Below are 17,472 nucleotides of genomic sequence, written 5' to 3'. Positions count from 1 at the left end.
TGTTCTCGGTGTTCCGGATGAGGCCTGCGGAGATGCCGGCCTCATGTGGCGGTGCCGTCGGACGGATCCGGCCCGGTGGAGTCCCGGTGCCGGGGCAGGCCGCCCGACGCCCCCGATGTGTCGTGTCGAGCCGCGTCCCCCGAGGGGGAGGAGGCGTCGGTGGACCGCCGCTGGTCCCGCCCCGCTCGCTCGCTCTCGATGAGCTCGTTCAGCCAGCGCACTTCGCGCTCCACGGACTCCATCCCGTGGCGCTGGAGCTCAAGCGTGTAGTCGTCCAGGCGCTCCCTGGTGCGGGCCAGGGAGGCGCGCATCTTCTCCAGACGCTCTTCCAGCCGGCTGCGGCGCCCTTCGAGTACGCGCATGCGCACGTCCCGCGACGTCTGGCCGAAGAACGCGAAGCGGGCAGCGAAGTGCTCGTCCTCGTACGCATCGGGGCCCGTCTGCGAGAGCAGCTCCTCGAAGTGCTCCTTACCTGCCGCCGTCAACCGGTAGACGATCTTGGCGCGGCGCCCTGCCAGAGGAGCGGCGAGGACGTCCTCGGGTGTGCTGCCCGGCTCCTCGATCAACCAGCCGTTGGCAACCAGGGTCTTAAGGCAGGGGTAGAGCGACCCGTAGCTGAAGGCGCGGAAGACGCCCAGCGACGTGTTGAGCCGTTTGCGCAGCTCGTAGCCGTGCATGGGCGACTCGCGAAGCAGGCCGAGTACGGCGAACTCGAGGATGCCGGAACGCCGGCTCATCGTCGCCTCCTGACTGCATCGGTGCGCGGATACGGGTCTTTATGCCGTGCTGATGTATCGACTCGATACATCACGACGATAGAACGGCCCTCCGGATGCGACAAGGGGGGTCATGGTGAACGGCGTCACATCACCGATTCGCAGGAAGCAAGTTGCCTGATTTGGGATGAAGTTCTGCCTACGTGGGTTTTGGCGGTGCGTAGTCTGTGCGCCATGCAGTCCACCGGGAACCAAGTGACGTCCGAGAACGTCCTCAGTCCTTGGTGTAGTGCGGGTGAGTGCCGCCATGGGCTCATCCGTATGTCGGGGGGAACCGGAAACCAGCCGCCGTTTCCAGGCGCGAGAGCGCCTGCCCGAGGAGTAGTCGTTCGATGAGCGAGCACCGTCGCAAACCGCCGCAGCCACAGGGCGGCGGACGTGCCGCGGCCCGACGCGGCCTGTCCGGCTCGTCATCCGGCCGCCGCGCAGCACCGCGAGGCGCCACCGGATCTCCCTCCGATGGATACGGCCCCGGAGGTGCCGGCGGAGAGGAAAGGCCGTACGGCGGCCGCGCCGAAGCCCGCCGTGCGGCACAGCGGGCCGGTGGCGGCGGCCGCCGCAGGGCCGCCCCCGACGGAGCCGGCCGCGGTGGCCGCGGCGCCGGCGGAGGCCGGCGAGGCGCTCCCGGCGGCCCGGGCGGGCCCCCCGGGCGCGGCAGGCGCCCCGCACCGGCGAAGAAGCGGTTCATCGACTACCCGCGCGCGGGCAAGTACGGGGCGGCGCGCTGGGTGCCGTCGTGGCGGCAGGTGACCGGGACGCTCGTCGCCTTCTTCGGCGGTCTGCTGATCGCGGCGGGGATCGGGTACGCCATGGTGGGGGTCCCGAGCGCGAAGAACGCGGCGGCCACGGCCGAGAACAACGTCTTCTACTGGTCCGACAACAAGACCCAGATGGCCGCGACCGGTGACACGAACCGGCAGAACGTGGAGTTCAAGGACATCCCCAAGGCCATGCAGGAAGCGGTGATCTCCGCTGAGAACGCCACCTTCTACAAGGACAAGGGTGTCGATCCGATGGGTATCGCCCGTGCCCTGTTCAACATGGCTCGGGGCGGCGACACGCAGGGTGGTTCGACTATCACGCAGCAGTTCGTGAAGAACACGTATCTGAGCCAGGATCAGACACTCACGCGGAAGTTCAAGGAGCTCTTCATCTCGATCAAGGTGAACTCCAAGCTGAGCAAGGACGAGATCCTCGCCGGCTACCTGAACACCGCCTACTACGGCCGCGACTCCTACGGGATCCAGGCGGCGGCCCAGGCCTACTTCGGCAAGGACTCCAAGGACCTCACCACTGAGCAGTGCGTCTTTCTCGCAGCCGTCCTCAAGGGGCCGAACCTGTACAACCCCGACGGGGGTGTGGGGGCGAACGCCACGCCCGCGGCCAACACCGAGCGGGCCAAACAACGCTGGAACTGGATCCTGGACCGCGAGGTCGAGGTCGGGAACATGACCAAGGCTGAGCGGGAGGCGGTCGGCAGCTTCCCCAAGCTCAAGAAGCGGACCTCGTCACTGTCCGGACAGACCGGCTACCTCGTCGACATCGCCAAGGAGTACGTCGCGAAGAAGCTTGAACTGACGCCCGAGGAATTGGACCGGGGCGGCTACCGGATCTACACCACCTTCGACAAGAAGAAGGTCGAGGAGCTCGAGGCAGCCGTCAAGAAGACGCAGAAGAGCTTCCTGAAGCCCAAGGAACGCGCCAAGGACAAGTACGTCCAGTTCGGCGCAGCGTCGGTCGATCCGGAGAACGGTGCGATCGTCGCGCTCTACGGCGGGGAGGGCATGGACAAGGGCCACTACTCCAACAACGCCAACACGACCGGTGTGCCGGTCGGCTCGACCTGGAAGCCGATCGTGCTGGCCTCCGCGATGGAGTACGGGACCTACAAGACCGACGGGGAGCCTCTTTCCCCGATGTCCCGGTACAACGGCAACGACCTCCTGGTGATCAAGGACCAGAACGGTGACCCGATCATGGGGTCCAACGGCAAGCCGTTCCGGCAGAAGAACGAGGGCACCACGCGGTGGGGCATGGTGACTCTCAGGAAGGCCATGGAGCAGTCGATCAACACGCCGTTCGCCCAGCTGGGCGTCGACGTGGGCCTCGCCAACACCCGGAAGACCGCGGAGGCGATGGGCATCCTGCCGGAGTCCTTCGACAAGGGGAACCTGCGCAACGTCTCCTTCTCGCTCGGCACGTCGACGCCCAGTGCCATCCGCATGGCTGACGCGTACGCCACCTTCGCGGCGTCGGGCACGCACTACGAGCCGTTCTCGGTCACCAAGGTGGAAAAGGACGGCAAGCCGGTCCCAGGGTTCGATCCCCCGAAGCGGAAGAAGGCGATGGACGAGAACGTCGCCAACAACGTGACGGACGTCCTGGAGAACGTGGTCCAGAACGGCACCGGTAAGAAGATCGCGGACATCGGGTTCCCGGTGGCCGGCAAGACCGGTACGACCGACAAGAACAAGTCGGCGTGGTTCGTCGGATACACCAGGGAGCTGTCCACGGCCGTCACCCTGTTCAGGACCGACCCGGACAAGGGCAAGCTGCTGTCCATGAACGGCACCGGCGGTGTGGAGTCCATCCACGGTGGCGACATCCCGGCCCAGGTCTGGAAGGACTACATGGCCGAGGCGATGAAGGGCGTCACCCCCAAGCCCTTCCCGGAGGCCGAGAAGATCGGCGAGATCATCGGCGCAAGCCCGTCCCCGACCGCCAGCGCCTCTCCCACCACGGACCCCAGCGCGAGCACGGCGCCGACACCCTCGGTGTCCGCCCCCAGCCCAAGCCCGTCGAGGACGAATGGCAACGGCAATAACTGCAGCATCTGGGATCCGACGTGCAATGACACCGGCGGCACCACGGACGGCGGCACATCGGACGGCGGCACGACCGACGGAAGTACCGGCGGTACAACGCCGACGCCATCGACCAGCTCCGATACCGGCGGCAATGGCAACGGCAATGGAAACGGCAACGGAGGCTTCTTCGGAGGCCCGGCGGGGTAACCCCTCGCGCCCTGAGCGTGCGTGTTTCACGTGAAACGAGGGCCGCCGCACCCGACCGGTGTGGCGGCCCTCGCCGCATTCTCAGGCGTGTACGGCAGTATGTGCGGCATGCCCAGTGCAGAGACGGCGCGCTCGAGCGTGCACGAGCCGGAACCGGTGCGGCCGACCAGGGAGGACAAGGTCGCCGCGGCCGGCAGTGAGCTGATCGGCGGCCCCCTCGGACGACGGGCGATGACCGGGACCAGCTGGTGGACTCCCGTGCGCGTCATCACGCTCGTCATGATCGGCATGTTCGCGCTCGGCATGGTGCAGAAACTGCCCTGCTACGACGGCGCCTGGTTCTACGGCGCCAGCTCGCAGTACACGCACGCCTGCTACTCCGACATTCCGCACCTCTACCAGGGACGCGGCTTCGCCGACGGCCTCGTACCGTACTTCGACAAGCTCTCGGGCGATATGGAGTACCTCGAGTACCCCGTGCTGACCGGAGTGTTCATGGAGGTCGCGGCCTGGCTGACCCCCGGCAGCGGAACTATCCAGCGCCAGGAGCAGATCTACTGGATGGTCAACGCCGGGATGCTGATGGTGTGCGCCGCGGTCATCGCCGTATGCGTGACTCGTACCCACCGGCGCCGCCCTTGGGACGGCCTCCTCGTCGCTCTGGCACCCGCCCTCGCCCTGACGGCCACCATCAACTGGGATCTGCTCGCTGTGGCGCTCACCGCCGCCGCGATGCTCATGTGGTCGCGGGGCCGGGCCCTGGCCTTCGGCGTGCTGCTCGGCCTGGCCACGGCCGCCAAGCTCTACCCCGTCCTGCTGCTGGGCCCGCTGCTCGTCCTGTGCTGGCGCGCCGGAAAGTGGCGTGCGTACGGGACTGCCGTGCTCGGTGCGGCGGGCGCCTGGCTCGTCGTGAACCTCCCCGTGATGATCCTCGCCACGGAAGGCTGGTCGAAGTTCTACACGTTCAGCCAGGAACGAGGCGTCGACTTCGGCTCCTTCTGGCTGATCCTTTCCCAGCGGTCGGACAGCCCGCTGAGCACCGACACGGTCAACACACTCGCCACGGCGCTCATGATCGTCGCCTGCGCGGGCATCGGCGCCCTGACCCTGACCGCGCCACGCCGCCCGCGCTTCGCCCAGCTCGCCTTCCTGGTGGTGGCCGCCTTCATCCTCACCAACAAGGTCTACTCACCGCAGTACGTGCTGTGGCTGATCCCGCTCGCCGCCCTGGCCCGTCCGCGCTGGCGTGACTTCCTGATCTGGCAGGCCTGCGAGGTCGCGTACTACCTGGGCATCTGGATGTACCTCGCCTACACGACCAGCGGCGACGCCCACAAGGGACTGCCGCAGGACGGCTATCACCTGGCCATCGCAGCCCACCTCCTGGGGACGCTGTACCTGTGTGCCGTCGTCGTCCGCGACGTCCTCATGCCCGAGCGCGACGTGGTGCGGCGGTCCGGCGACGACGATCCCTCAGGCGGTGTCCTGGACAGGGCCGAGGACGTCTTCGTACTCGGCTACGCGGCTCATCCGCCACGGCATGCCGCGCACGTCGAAGGCCACCACGTCCAGTGGGGCAGGGATGCGGACGGGATGCCGCCGACCGCCGCCCGGGAGTGAGCCCCGCCTCGTAAGAGCCTCGGAAGAGCACACGGGAAGAGCACACGACTGAGCCGGAAGGGACCGCCCCTTCCGGCTCAGTGAAGTGCTGTGTGAGGCCCTGCGTACGCTCGTACGGTCCGGTCGCTATCAGTCGCTACCGGTCGACGAGGCGGTCGAACTGCGTGGTCGTATGCCGGAGATGAGCCACCAGCTCATCGCCCACCGTGGGCTCCGGCGCATCCGACGGCACGAACAGGATCGACACCTGCATGTGCGGCGGCTCCGCGAACCAGCGCTGCTTGCCCGCCCAGACGAAGGGCGACAGATTGCGGTTGACGGTGGCGAGGCCCGCGCGGGCCACGCCCTTGGCGCGCGGCATGACGCCGTGCAGCGCCTTCGGGGCCTCCAGGCCCACACCGTGCGACGTACCGCCCGCCACCACGACCAAGTAGCCGTCGGAGGCGGCCTTCTGCTGCCGGTAGCCGAAGCGGTCGCCCTTGGCGACGCGCGTGACGTCGAGGACCGCGCCGCGGTACTCGGTCGCCTCGTGGTCGCCCAGCCACAGCCGCGTACCGATCCGCGCACGGAAGCGGGTCTGCGGGAACTGCTGCTGCAGGCGGGCGAGTTCGTCGGCCTTGAGGTGGCTGACGAACATGGTGTGCAGCGGCAGCCGGGCCGCGCGCAGGCGGTCCATCCAGCCTATGACCTCCTCGACGGCGTCCGAGCCGTCGGTGCGGTCCAGCGGCAGATGGATCGCGAACCCCTCGAGGCGTACGTCCTCGATGGCCGCATGCAGCAGGGGCAGTTCCTGCTCGGTCACGCCGTGCCGCTTCATCGAGGACATGACCTCTATGACGACGCGGGCGCCGACCAGACCGTGCACCCCGTCGACCGAGGAGACGGAGCGGACGACACGGTCCGGCAGCGGAACGGGCTCCTCGCCCCGGCGGAACGGCGTCAGCACCAGCAGATCACCGCTGAACCAGTCCTTGATCCGGGCGGCTTCGTAGGTGGTGCCGACGGCGAGCATGTCGGAGCCGAAGCGCGTGGCCTCCTCGGCCAGCCGCTCATGACCGAAGCCGTAGCCGTTGCCCTTGCAGACCGGGACCAGCCCCGGGAACTGCTCGTGCACGTGCTTGTGGTGTGCCCGCCAGCGCGCGGTGTCGACGTAGAGCGTGAGCGCCATGGCCGGTCCCCGAACCTTTCTCGTGATGTGCGGTGTATCAGGGTATGAGCTGCGGTGTCTCAGGAGAGCGAGGGGAAACGGTCAGAGGTCAGCGGCGCGACATGTAGATGTCGAGTGCCTTGTGGAGCAGCTTGTTGAGCGGGAAGTCCCACTCGCCGAGGTATTCGGCGGCCTGCCCGCCCGTGCCCACCTTGAACTGGATGAGGCCGAAGAGGTGGTCGGACTCGTCCAGCGAGTCGCTGATACCGCGCAGGTCGTAGACGGTGGCGCCCAGGGCGTAGGCATCGCGCAGCATCCGCCACTGCATCGCGTTCGAGGGCCGGAACTCACGGCCGATGTTGTCCGATGCGCCGTACGAGTACCAGACGTGGCCGCCGACGACCAGCATCGTCGCCGCGGACAGGTTCACGCCGTTGTGCCGGGCGAAGTACAGCCGCATGCGGTTGGGGTCCTCGGTGTTGAGGGCCGTCCACATGCGCTGGAAGTACGACAGCGGACGCGGCCGGAAGTGGTCGCGCACGGCGGTGATCTCGTACAGCCGCTGCCACTCGGCGAGGTCCTGGTAGCCGCCCTGGACCACCTCGACGCCGGCCTTCTCCGCCTTCTTGATGTTGCGCCGCCACAGCTGGTTGAAGCCCTTGTGTACGTCCTCGAGGGAGCGGCCCGCCAGCGGCACCTGGAAGACATAGCGCGGCTGTACGTCGCCGAAACCCGCGCCGCCGTCCTCGCCCTGCTGCCAGCCCATACGGCGCAGGCGGTCCGCGACCTCGAAGGCGCGCGGCTCGATGAAGTCCGCCTCGATGTCGCGCAGGCGCTTCACGTCCGGGTCCTGGATGCCCTTCTTGATGGACGCGGCCTCCCAGCGCCGGATGATCACCGGCGGGCCCATCTTCACGGAGAAGGCCCCCTGCTGCTTGAGGTGCGCCAGCATCGGCTGCAGCCAGTCGTCGAGATTCGGCGCGAACCAGTTGATGACCGGACCCTCGGGCATATACGCCAAATACCGCTTGATCTTGGGCAGCTGCCGGTACAGGACGAGACCGGCGCCCACGAGCTCACCCGTACGCTCGTCGAACCAGCCCAGGTTCTCGGACCGCCACTCCGCCTTGACATCGGCCCACGCCGGGACCTGCATGTGGCTCGCCGCGGGCAGACTCTGGATGTACGCCAGATGCTGCTCTCGGCTGATGGTCCTCAGGGTCAGGCTCATTCGGGGCGCTCCTCGGGCTGGTGTGTCCCCATGGGTACAGGGGCTCCGGCTCTCGCGCCGAAGCCTACTGCGCCGTTCGAGCGCCCTGTCTGGGCGTACGGAACTTGGCCCCGGCCGGCACCCGACCGGGGTGTTTCAGACCGTCAATCGGCTCCCAGCCGAGAACTCGATCGGGCTCAGTCGGGGACCGTTCGGAATCGGTAGAGAATCCGATCGGTCTCAGTCGGGCACCGATCGCGATCGGCTGCCGATTGGGCTCAGTATTGGCTCGTATTGACCGGCCGCAGCCGAGTACTGACCGGCTTCAGCCGGGTATCGAACGGCCTCAGCCGAGAACTCCGCCGAACAGGCCGCCGTGCGCCATGCCCAGGAAGAATCCGATCGCCGAGGCACCCAGGCCCAGGACGAGACCGAAGCGCTCGCGCGTCGTCTCCGAGATGAACTGGCCGTAGGCGCCCGTGATGATCCCCACCAGCCCGGCCCACGAGCTGATCAGATGCAGGCTGTGGAACATCGCCGTGATGAAGGCGATGGCGCCCAGGACCAGCGTCACGGCGGCCAGGGCGTCCTGGCGAGGGTGGGGCTTGCCGTCCGTGGCGAAGAGGGAGGTCGCGGAGTGGGGTCGTACTGCCTGTGCCATAGGGGCACCTCCTGCGGAAGGCGGCGCATCGTAGCGCCATACACACCCGATGTGTACAGATTGCCGGGCTTCGCCGCCGGATTTCAACCGGAAGCCGGTGTGCGGGTAGTCTGTACCCTCTGCACCGGTGTCTGCTCAGCCATGCCCAGATCAGGACCCTGTCCAGGTCACGGCCGGGAATTCCACGAGCGGCGCCCCTGCGGCAGCGATGCCGTGGGGGGCGTTGTCAGTGGCAGCCGATACCGTTGCGCACGCATCACAACCCTCCTGCCACGGAACGACCGTGGCCGCTGAGTCCAAAGGAGGTGGGTTCCACATGCGTCACTACGAGGTGATGGTCATCCTCGACCCCGATCTCGAGGAGCGCTCTGTCTCCCCGCTGATCGAGAACTTCCTTTCTGTCGTCCGTGACGGTGGCGGAAAGGTCGAGAAGGTCGACACCTGGGGCCGTCGTCGTCTCGCGTACGAGATCAAGAAGAAGCCCGAGGGCATCTACTCGGTCATCGACCTGCAGGCCGAGCCTGCGGTCGTCAAGGAGCTCGACCGCCAGATGAACCTGAACGAGTCGGTCCTCCGGACCAAGGTCCTCCGCCCCGAGACCCACTGAGCTCTCCAGCTCAGCTGATCTCGGGCAACGAGTAGCAGCACAAGCAGCCAGCAGCAAACCCGCCGAGAGGTTCACCCATGGCAGGCGAGACCGTCATCACGGTCATCGGCAATCTCGTCGATGACCCCGAGCTGCGCTTCACCCCGTCCGGTGCGGCCGTCGCGAAGTTCCGTGTCGCGTCCACTCCCCGCACCTTCGACCGCCAGACGAACGAGTGGAAGGACGGCGAGAGCCTCTTCCTGACCTGCTCGGTCTGGCGTCAGGCGGCGGAGAACGTCGCCGAGTCGCTCCAGCGAGGCATGCGCGTCATCGTGCAGGGCCGACTGAAGCAGCGGTCCTACGAGGACCGTGAGGGCGTCAAGCGCACGGTCTACGAACTCGACGTCGACGAGGTCGGCGCGAGCCTGCGCAACGCCACGGCCAAGGTCACCAAGACCTCCGGCCGCGGTGGCCAGGGCCAGGGTGGCTACGGCGGTGGCGGCCAGCAGGGCGGCGGCTGGGGCGGTGGCCCCGGCGGCGGTCAGCAGCAGGGCGGCGGCGCTCCCGCCGACGACCCCTGGGCGACCGGTGCGCCGGCCGGCGGCGGTCAGCAGGGCGGCGGTGGCTGGGGCGGCGGCTCCGGCGGCGGCTACTCGGACGAGCCCCCCTTCTAGGCCCTCGGGCCAGGGGCGGGCCGTACCCAAACTTCTTGATCACACAGGAGAAACACCATGGCGAAGCCGCCTGTGCGCAAGCCGAAGAAGAAGGTCTGCGCTTTCTGTAAGGACAAGGTCACGTACGTGGACTACAAGGACACGAACATGCTGCGGAAGTTCATTTCCGACCGCGGCAAGATCCGTGCCCGCCGCGTGACCGGCAACTGCACGCAGCACCAGCGTGACGTCGCCACGGCCGTCAAGAACAGCCGTGAGATGGCGCTGCTGCCCTACACCTCCACCGCGCGATAAGGGAAGGGTGACCGACACATGAAGATCATCCTTACCCACGAGGTCACCGGCCTCGGTACCGCGGGCGACGTCGTCGACGTCAAGGACGGTTACGCTCGCAACTACCTGATCCCGCGGAACTTCGCGATTCGCTGGACCAAGGGTGGCGAGAAGGACGTCGAGCAGATCCGTCGTGCTCGCAAGATCCACGAGATCGCGACCATCGAGCAGGCCAACGAGATCAAGGCCCGGCTCGAGGGCGTCAAGGTCCGCCTGGCCGTCCGCTCCGGCGACGCCGGTCGTCTCTTCGGCTCCGTCACCCCGGCCGACATCGCCTCGGCGATCAAGGCCGCCGGTGGCCCCGAGGTCGACAAGCGCCGCATCGAGCTGGGTGCGCCGATCAAGACCCTGGGCGCCCACGCGACGTCCGTGCGTCTGCACCCCGAGGTTGCCGCCAAGGTCAACATCGAGGTCGTCGCTGCGTAAGCGCTCCGCTCGGCAGAGCTGAGAGAAGGGCCGCACCCCTCGGGTGCGGCCCTTCTGATTGCGAGATATCTCCGCAAGTCGTGCTGCTGGCAGTGGTTTTCGCGTGTTTCACGTGAAACGGTCGACCCCTGGTTGCGGCACGCGGCACGCGGCACGCGGCACGCGGCACGCGGCGCGCCGTATCAGCGCGTGGCCCCTGTGACGATCCAGCGGCCCGAGCGGGAGCGCTGCCACAAGGTCAGCATCCGCACCGTCATCATCAGCGTCATCGCAGCCCACAGGGCGGTGAGTCCCCCGCCAAGGACAGGGACCAGGAGTGCCACGGGAGTGAAGACGGCGAGGGTCAGCAGCATGGCCCATGCCAGATACGGCCCGTCCCCGGCGCCCATCAGCACCCCGTCGAGGATGAAGACGACGCCCGAGATCGGTTGGGACACGGACACCACGACGAGGGCAGGCAGTGCCGTGTTCTGGACGACCGAGTCACCGGTGAAGAGCGGGATGAACAGCGGCCGTGTGACGATCACCAGCAGGCCCAGCACGATTCCGGCGGCGATGCCCCACTGCACCATCCGGCGGCAGGCTTCACGTGCTCCCTGGGCGTCCCCGGCCCCGAGGTAGCGACCGATGATGGCCTGACCCGCGATGGCGATCGCGTCGAGCGCGAAGGCCAGCAGATTCCACAACGACAGAATGATCTGGTGGGCGGCCATGTCGGCATCGCCGAGACGGGCGGCCACCGCGGTGGCAATCATGAGAATGGCCCGCAGCGAGAGTGTGCGGACCAGCAGCGGCGCTCCGGCCTGTGCACAGGCTCGTATACCGGCGGCGTCGGGCTTCAGCGACGCGCCGTGCCGCCTGGCACCACGGACGACGACGAGGAGATACGCGGCGGCCATGCCGCACTGGGCGATGACCGTGCCCCACGCCGAACCGGCGATGCCGAGGCCGGCGCCGTAGACGAGTCCCGCGTTGAGGCCGGCGTTGGCGACGAAGCCCGCGATCGCCACGTAGAGCGGTGTCCTCGTGTCCTGCAGGCCGCGCAGCACGCCGGTGGCGGCGAGTACGACGAGCATGGCCGGGATACCGAGCGCGGAGATCCGCAGATAGGTGGTCGCGTGGGGAGCGGCGGTGTCGGAGGCCCCGAAGACCTCTACGAGGGCCGGGGCCGTGGGCAGCACGACGGTGACGACAGCGGCGCCGAGCAGCAGGGCCAGCCAGATGCCGTCCATGCCCTGGCGGATGGCTGCCTGCAGATCTCCGGCACCGACCCTGCGGGCGACGGCGGCCGTGGTGGCGTAGGCGAGGAAGACGAACACGCTCACGGCCGTCATCAGGAGGGCCGAGGCGACGCCGAGACCGGCCAGCTGGGCGGTGCCGAGATGCCCGATGATCGCGCTGTCGGTCAGCACGAAGAGAGGCTCGGCGACGAGTGCGCCGAAGGCCGGGACAGCCAGCGCGATGATCTCTCGATCGTGCCGGCGTCGGGCGACCCTGGCCGCCGCGGAAGCCTGTGTCATGGGCACCAATGTAATCGTCCACAGGTAAGTGATGCAATGCGGTTGTGTCCCTTACCTAGGGGTCGGGTTGACGCTCGGTCATGTACCGGTCGCAGAGTTCTTCGGCCGATGGGGGAAGTTTTTCTTCTGCACAGCCGGTGGACGGGAAAATTGCAGGTCAAGGGCAGTTTTCTGGTGGGGTTGAGGGCTTGTTCACAGCCCTGTCCACCGGGTCGTGCACAGGTTTGGCGAGGTTCTCCACAGCATCGGCGCTGTCATCCACAGAGCCTGTGGATAACCAGATTGGCTGACGGTGCCGAGGGGCCTACCGTGGTCCGGCGCCCAACCCGTTCCGCGGCTTCGTCAACGTCGCAGACACCGACCCGTCAGAAGCGGATGAGGGCCTCTCGTTTTGTCAGTGCCGTGCCGTAGAAAGAGGGGCGCGGCATGTCCGCGCGGAGCACGGCAGGAGGTGGCCCGGTGAGTATTTCCGAGCCCTTGGACGAACCCTGGGCCGACAGCGGGCCAGGGGACCGTCTGCCTGTCTCCCGCCCGCGCCGCGAGCCCGGCCGAACCCGCGACGAGCAGCACGACCGCGGCCGCGAGGGCGGCTCATGGGACGGCGGCGGCTCCTCCTTCGAGCGCGTACCGCCGCAGGATCTCGACGCCGAGCAGTCGGTCCTGGGCGGCATGCTGCTGTCGAAGGACGCCATCGCCGATGTCATCGAGGTGCTCAAGGGCCACGACTTCTACCGGCCTGCACACGAGACGATCTATCAGGCGATCCTCGACCTCTATGCGAAGGGCGAGCCTGCGGACCCCATCACGGTGGCCGCGGAGCTCACCAAGCGCGGCGAGATCACCAAGGTCGGCGGCGCCCCGTATCTCCACTCCCTCGTCCAGACCGTCCCCACGGCCGCGAACGCCGAGTACTACGCGGAGATCGTCCACGAACGCGCGGTCCTGCGCCGCCTTGTGGAGGCGGGCACGCGCATCACCCAGATGGGATACGCGGCCGACGGCGACGTCGACGAGATCGTCAACAGTGCCCAGGCAGAGATCTACGCCGTCACCGAGCAGCGCACCAGCGAGGACTACCTGCCGCTCAGCGACATCATGGAGGGCGCGCTCGACGAGATCGAGGCGATCGGTTCGCGCAGCGGCGAGATGACCGGTGTCCCGACGGGCTTCACGGACTTCGACTCCCTGACGAACGGCCTGCACCCCGGCCAGATGATCGTCATCGCCGCCCGTCCCGCCATGGGAAAGTCGACGCTCGCCCTGGACTTCGCGCGCGCCGCCTCCATCAAGCACAACCTGCCCAGCGTGATCTTCTCCCTGGAAATGGGGCGGAACGAGATCGCGATGCGTCTGCTGTCCGCGGAGGCGCGCGTGGCGCTGCACCACATGCGGTCGGGCACGATGACGGACGAGGACTGGACGAGGCTGGCGCGCCGGATGCCGGATGTATCGGCGGCGCCGCTCTACATCGACGACTCGCCGAACCTGTCGATGATGGAGATTCGCGCCAAGTGCCGCCGTCTCAAGCAGCGCAATGATCTCAAGCTCGTCGTCATCGACTATCTGCAGCTGATGCAGTCCGGTGGCTCGAAGCGAGCGGAGAGCCGTCAGCAAGAGGTCTCGGACATGTCCCGAAACCTGAAGCTGCTGGCCAAGGAGCTCGAGATCCCGGTCATCGCGCTCTCCCAGTTGAACCGTGGTCCCGAACAGCGCACCGACAAGAAGCCGATGGTCTCGGACCTGCGTGAGTCCGGCTCCATCGAGCAGGACGCCGACATGGTCATCCTGCTCCACCGCGAGGACGCCTACGAGAAGGAGTCGCCCCGCGCAGGCGAAGCCGATCTCATCGTGGCGAAGCACCGAAACGGCCCGACGGCGACGATCACGGTCGCCTTCCAGGGCCACTATTCGCGGTTTGTGGATATGGCCCAGACCTGATCCGCTCACAGACCCGATCCGCTCACAGACCTGATCCGTCCACAGGCCTGGTCCATCCACACGCCTGATCCGCTCCGGTCCCCGGCGGCATGTCCCCAGGGCCCTGCGGAAATCGCTCGACGTGTCGTGGCTGTGCGGGTGGACTGTGTGTCATGACACCACCCCATGGAGAACTCCTGCCGGCCACGCGTCGCGCGCTGCTGCACCGTATTGCCACAGCTCAGGCCGAGGGACGGACGCCCTCGCTGGTGGCAGCGGTCGTGCGGGGCGGCGGGATGGTATGGAGCGGGTCCCGCTCCTGCGTGGACGGGCACGCCCCGGACGACAACGTCCAGTACCGCATCGGTTCGATCACCAAGACGTTCACCGCTGTGCTGGTCATGCGGTTGCGTGACGAGGGTGTACTCGATCTCGGAGACCCACTGGAGAAACATCTGCCCGGCACGGGCGCAGGGCACGTGACGGTCCGCGAACTACTCGCACATACGGGCGGGTTGGCCGCCGAGACGCCCGGTCCCTGGTGGGAGCGCACGCCGGGCTCCCTGAGGCCCGAGCTTTCGGACGTACTCGGCGAACAGCCCTTCAAGCACCCCTCCGGCCAGCGCCACCACTACTCCAACCCCGGCTATGCGCTGCTCGGTTCGCTGGTCGAGGAGGTGCGGGGAGCGCCATGGGAGGACGTGTTGCGCCGGGAGGTCCTCGAGCCGCTCGGTCTGCACCGGACGAGCGGTCAGCCGACGGCTCCACACGCGGGTGGCTGGGCGGTGCACCCATGGGCCGATGTGATGATGCCCGAGCCTGCGGAGGACCTGGGGCGCATGGCTCCGGCCGGGCAGCTGTGGTCGACCACCGGGGACCTGGCGCGTTTCGCGGTTTTTCTGGCCAAGGGCGATGAGCGGGTGCTGCGCGCGGACTCCGTTCTGGAAATGCGGACGCCCGCGGCTCCACCCGAGTCCGCCGAAGTGGCCGAGGGCCGTGCCTACGGCCTTGGCATGCAGATCCAGCACAGGGACGGACGGATCCTGGTGGGGCACTCCGGCTCCCTGCCCGGCTTTCTCGCGGGTCTCTCTATCAGCGTGGACGACGATCTGGCGGCGGTCGTACTCGCCAATTCCACATCAGGCCCGCTCGTGACGACGGTGGCCGGCGACCTCGTACGCATCGTTGCCGAGGCCGAGCCGCGCATTCCAGATCCGTGGCGCCCGCTGTCCGAAGTCGACTCTGGGGTCCTGGAGTTGGCGGGTCCCTGGTACTGGGGAACACAGGCCGCAGTCCTACGACTGGCAACCGGCGGGGATGTCGAGCTCGGGCCCTTGTCCGGAGTGGGCCGACGTTCCCGGTTCCGGGCGAACGGTGACGGGACCTGGACGGGCCTGGACGGTTATTACGCGGGGGAGCTCCTGCAGGCAGTGCGGCGGCCGGACGGATCGGTGAGCCACTTGGACCTGGGGTCGTTCGTCTTTACGCGCGAGCCGTACGACGAGGGCGCTTCGGTGCCCGGCGGAGTTGATCCGGAGCGCTGGCGCGCGTTGCCTCAGTAACCGGTGCGCGGTGAGCGGATCCGCGCGGAGAGGAGGCGGAGAGCTGCCTGTTTCACGTGAAACAGGCGGCTTTTCTCCGTCCAAGCTGCGCCTCACTGCGCTTGACCGGCGTCTCAGCCGGGCTTGATCTACGCTTGCGCGTTCAGAGCTGAAGCTTGAAGCCCACATGTGAGGCGATGAAGCCGAGCCTCTCATAGAAGCGGTGGGCGTCCGTGCGAGTGGCGTCGGAGGTCAACTGCACCAACTGGCAGTCCTGGCGCCTGGATTCCTCCACAGCCCACTCGATGAGCCGGCCGCCGAGACCGTTTCCGCGTTCGTCGCCATGTACGCGTACGCCTTCGATGATCGAGCGGGTGGAGCCTCTCCGGGACAGTCCCGGGATGATCGTGAGCTGAAGCGTCCCGACCACCCGCCCGTCGCGTTCGGCGACGACCAGGTGCTGGTGCGGGTCGTCGACCAGCCGCGCAAACGCGGCCGCATACGGCTGGAGATCATCTGGCGACTCCCGCTGGGCACCCAGGGGGTCGTCGGCCAACATGGCCACGATGGCCGGGAGGTCGTCGGCGGTGGCGGCCCGTATCTCGAGATCTTCCATGAACAGGCAGCCTAGAAGCAGCCCTGTGACCGGGCCTCACTGGCCGTATCAGCCAGCGGCGACCGTCAGAGGCGCGAAGCGCCGCGTCCAGTCGCCCGGCAGATCCGGGATGCCGTACGTCATCACGGAGTTGAGCCCCTGAGGCTCCACTCCTCGCTCCGTGATCCAGCAGAGCAGCTCTTCGTGGCGTACGTCGATGTCTGTGCGCAGGAGGCGTTCCGTGCCGGCGGCGAGGGAGGTGACGAGTGCCTTGGCTGTCTCCGTGTCACGGGCGATCAGCGGCCCGACGACATGGGTCGCCATATTGGGCCACGCGGCCGCGTAGCCGACGATCTCGCCGTCCTGCTCCGCAACCCTCAACTGGTCGGCAAACGCGGGCAGTCGCGTGACCATGTGCGTACGGTCGGCGCCGAACACCTCGGCGTCCAGCCGGAGAATCGCGGGCAGATCCTCCGCGGTGGCGGGGCGGGTGGGGACAGCGGGGTGGGCACCGCCCGGACGGAAGCGGCCCAGGACCATCTGCGCCTGTCCCACGGACTTGAATCCCAGCTCCTCGTAGAGAGGGCGGCCGGCAGACGTCGCGTGCAGCGTGAGCGGGGTCGCGCCGGCTCGGGCGATGGCATGCTGCATCAGCCGGCGGCCCACGACCTGGCGGGAGTGGCGCTCCGCGACCAGCACCATGCCGACCGCCGCCAGATCAGCGCGGTCCCGCGCACCGTACTCGGTGACGACACAGGCGCCGACCAAGCCGCCTTCGGGATCGTCGATGCCATAGCCGGTACCGGCCGTCAGGAGAAGGCGCCACTTGTGTTCTTCGCGTGGCCAACCGCGGTCCTGAGACAGATCGGCGCAGGATGTGAGATCTCGCGGAGTGAGCTGACGAATCGGCAGGGTGGAGAGGCAGAGGGACGACACGCACGTCAGGCTGGCTGATGCGGAGCCGTGGTGTCCAACGATTTGCGAGCTGCTGTGCACACTTCGGCCACATAGGAGGGCCTGGCCTGCGGAGCCTCGGTTTCACGTGAAACACGGTACGGGCGACAGGCGGGCACGACAGGCGCGCACAGCGTCTGGCCAGGGAGGCAAGGTTGCGTACGAGCCTCGCAGTACCTCATCCGACCGGCAATTTGATGTGGCTGCCCGCTAATTGGCCGCATTTCCCGGTGGAGTGCGCTGAATTCCTTGTGAAGGAAGGAAGGACTTGTGTGTGGGGCATCTGCCGGTATGGTCGAGTCCGGTTCGGCCCCGTGTACCTAGGTGACCCGCGGGGCCGAGCGCACGTCATCGCAGCCTAATGGGACGGAGAGATCGAAGACCCGTACTTTCCGTTACGCGGCAGGGTTCATGGCGCAGCATGGGATGCTGCCGTCACAAGGCTGCGGCCAATGTCACAATCCCGCCCCACTTGTCCTTGGAGGGCGGGAGCCCAAG

15 protein-coding genes are annotated in these 17,472 nt (G+C 67.6%); 8 read left to right on the top strand and 7 right to left on the bottom strand.

What is annotated here, in order from left to right; translation table 11 throughout:
• Positions 1-41 precede the first annotated feature (41 nt).
• A complete protein-coding gene (locus STSP_RS23650) occupies positions 42-737 on the bottom strand; it encodes a PadR family transcriptional regulator (protein ID WP_067281729.1) in 696 nt (231 codons plus the stop codon).
• A 371-nt stretch (positions 738-1,108) separates the two neighbouring features.
• On the opposite strand from STSP_RS23650, the gene STSP_RS23645 reads away from it, so the two are divergent.
• Together STSP_RS23645 and STSP_RS23640 are read left to right on the top strand one after the other, a co-directional pair.
• Positions 1,109-3,790, top strand: coding sequence for a transglycosylase domain-containing protein (locus tag STSP_RS23645; protein WP_067281726.1), 2,682 nt, complete (start codon positions 1,109-1,111; stop codon positions 3,788-3,790).
• Positions 3,791-3,889: 99 nt separating this feature from the next.
• Positions 3,890-5,410, top strand: a complete 1,521-nt coding sequence (locus tag STSP_RS23640) for a glycosyltransferase family 87 protein (RefSeq protein WP_067281852.1) — start codon at positions 3,890-3,892, stop codon at positions 5,408-5,410.
• Positions 5,411-5,546: 136 nt separating this feature from the next.
• On the opposite strand, the gene STSP_RS23635 is transcribed toward STSP_RS23640, so the two are convergent.
• From STSP_RS23635 to STSP_RS23625, 3 genes are all read right to left on the bottom strand, one after another.
• Entirely contained in the window at positions 5,547-6,578 is a 1,032-nt protein-coding gene (locus STSP_RS23635) for an alanine racemase (RefSeq protein ID WP_067281723.1), read from the bottom strand.
• 88 nt (positions 6,579-6,666) lie between these two features.
• Positions 6,667-7,788 (bottom strand): peptidoglycan bridge formation glycyltransferase FemX, encoded by a 1,122-nt coding sequence (gene femX / locus STSP_RS23630; protein ID WP_067281720.1) that lies wholly within the window; start codon positions 7,786-7,788, stop codon positions 6,667-6,669.
• A gap of 325 nt (positions 7,789-8,113) precedes the next feature.
• A complete protein-coding gene (locus tag STSP_RS23625) occupies positions 8,114-8,428 on the bottom strand; it encodes a hypothetical protein (RefSeq protein ID WP_067281717.1) in 315 nt (104 codons plus the stop codon).
• A gap of 316 nt (positions 8,429-8,744) precedes the next feature.
• Here STSP_RS23625 and rpsF point away from each other — a divergent pair, with 316 nt between their 5' ends.
• The 4 genes from rpsF (at position 8,745) to rplI (ending at position 10,447) form a co-directional block, all read left to right on the top strand.
• Positions 8,745-9,035: a 30S ribosomal protein S6 gene (gene rpsF / locus STSP_RS23620; protein WP_009189556.1), complete on the top strand. Its 291-nt coding sequence runs from the start codon at positions 8,745-8,747 to the stop codon at positions 9,033-9,035.
• A gap of 77 nt (positions 9,036-9,112) precedes the next feature.
• On the top strand, positions 9,113-9,688 hold the full coding sequence (locus STSP_RS23615) for a single-stranded DNA-binding protein (RefSeq protein ID WP_067281713.1): 576 nt from the start codon (positions 9,113-9,115) through the stop codon (positions 9,686-9,688).
• A 57-nt stretch (positions 9,689-9,745) separates the two neighbouring features.
• Positions 9,746-9,982, top strand: a complete 237-nt coding sequence (gene rpsR / locus STSP_RS23610) for a 30S ribosomal protein S18 (RefSeq protein ID WP_003949403.1) — start codon at positions 9,746-9,748, stop codon at positions 9,980-9,982.
• An 18-nt stretch (positions 9,983-10,000) separates the two neighbouring features.
• A complete protein-coding gene (gene rplI / locus STSP_RS23605) occupies positions 10,001-10,447 on the top strand; it encodes a 50S ribosomal protein L9 (protein ID WP_067281711.1) in 447 nt (148 codons plus the stop codon).
• Positions 10,448-10,629: 182 nt separating this feature from the next.
• Here the strand turns inward: rplI and STSP_RS23600 are convergent, their stop codons facing one another.
• On the bottom strand, positions 10,630-11,967 hold the full coding sequence (locus STSP_RS23600; protein ID WP_067281707.1) for an MATE family efflux transporter: 1,338 nt from the start codon (positions 11,965-11,967) through the stop codon (positions 10,630-10,632).
• Positions 11,968-12,426: 459 nt separating this feature from the next.
• Here STSP_RS23600 and dnaB point away from each other — a divergent pair, with 459 nt between their 5' ends.
• Both dnaB and STSP_RS23590 read left to right on the top strand, forming a co-directional pair.
• On the top strand, positions 12,427-13,905 hold the full coding sequence (dnaB, locus tag STSP_RS23595) for a replicative DNA helicase (RefSeq protein WP_067281704.1): 1,479 nt from the start codon (positions 12,427-12,429) through the stop codon (positions 13,903-13,905).
• A 152-nt stretch (positions 13,906-14,057) separates the two neighbouring features.
• Positions 14,058-15,446, top strand: a complete 1,389-nt coding sequence (locus tag STSP_RS23590; RefSeq protein ID WP_067281701.1) for a serine hydrolase domain-containing protein — start codon at positions 14,058-14,060, stop codon at positions 15,444-15,446.
• A 142-nt stretch (positions 15,447-15,588) separates the two neighbouring features.
• Here the strand turns inward: STSP_RS23590 and STSP_RS23585 are convergent, their stop codons facing one another.
• Positions 15,589-16,041 carry a GNAT family N-acetyltransferase gene (locus tag STSP_RS23585; protein WP_067281700.1) on the bottom strand — a complete coding sequence of 151 codons (453 nt, stop codon included), beginning with the start codon at positions 16,039-16,041 and terminating at the stop codon, positions 15,589-15,591.
• Positions 16,042-16,089: 48 nt separating this feature from the next.
• Positions 16,090-16,956, bottom strand: coding sequence for a GNAT family N-acetyltransferase (locus STSP_RS23580; protein WP_067281696.1), 867 nt, complete (start codon positions 16,954-16,956; stop codon positions 16,090-16,092).
• Positions 16,957-17,472 lie beyond the last annotated feature (516 nt).

Origin of the sequence: Streptomyces jeddahensis (assembly GCF_001642995.1) — a bacterium.
GTDB lineage: Bacteria > Actinomycetota > Actinomycetes > Streptomycetales > Streptomycetaceae > Streptomyces > Streptomyces jeddahensis.
Note: the sequence above shows the minus strand (reverse complement) of the source record. Positions and strands in the feature narration are given on the sequence as shown.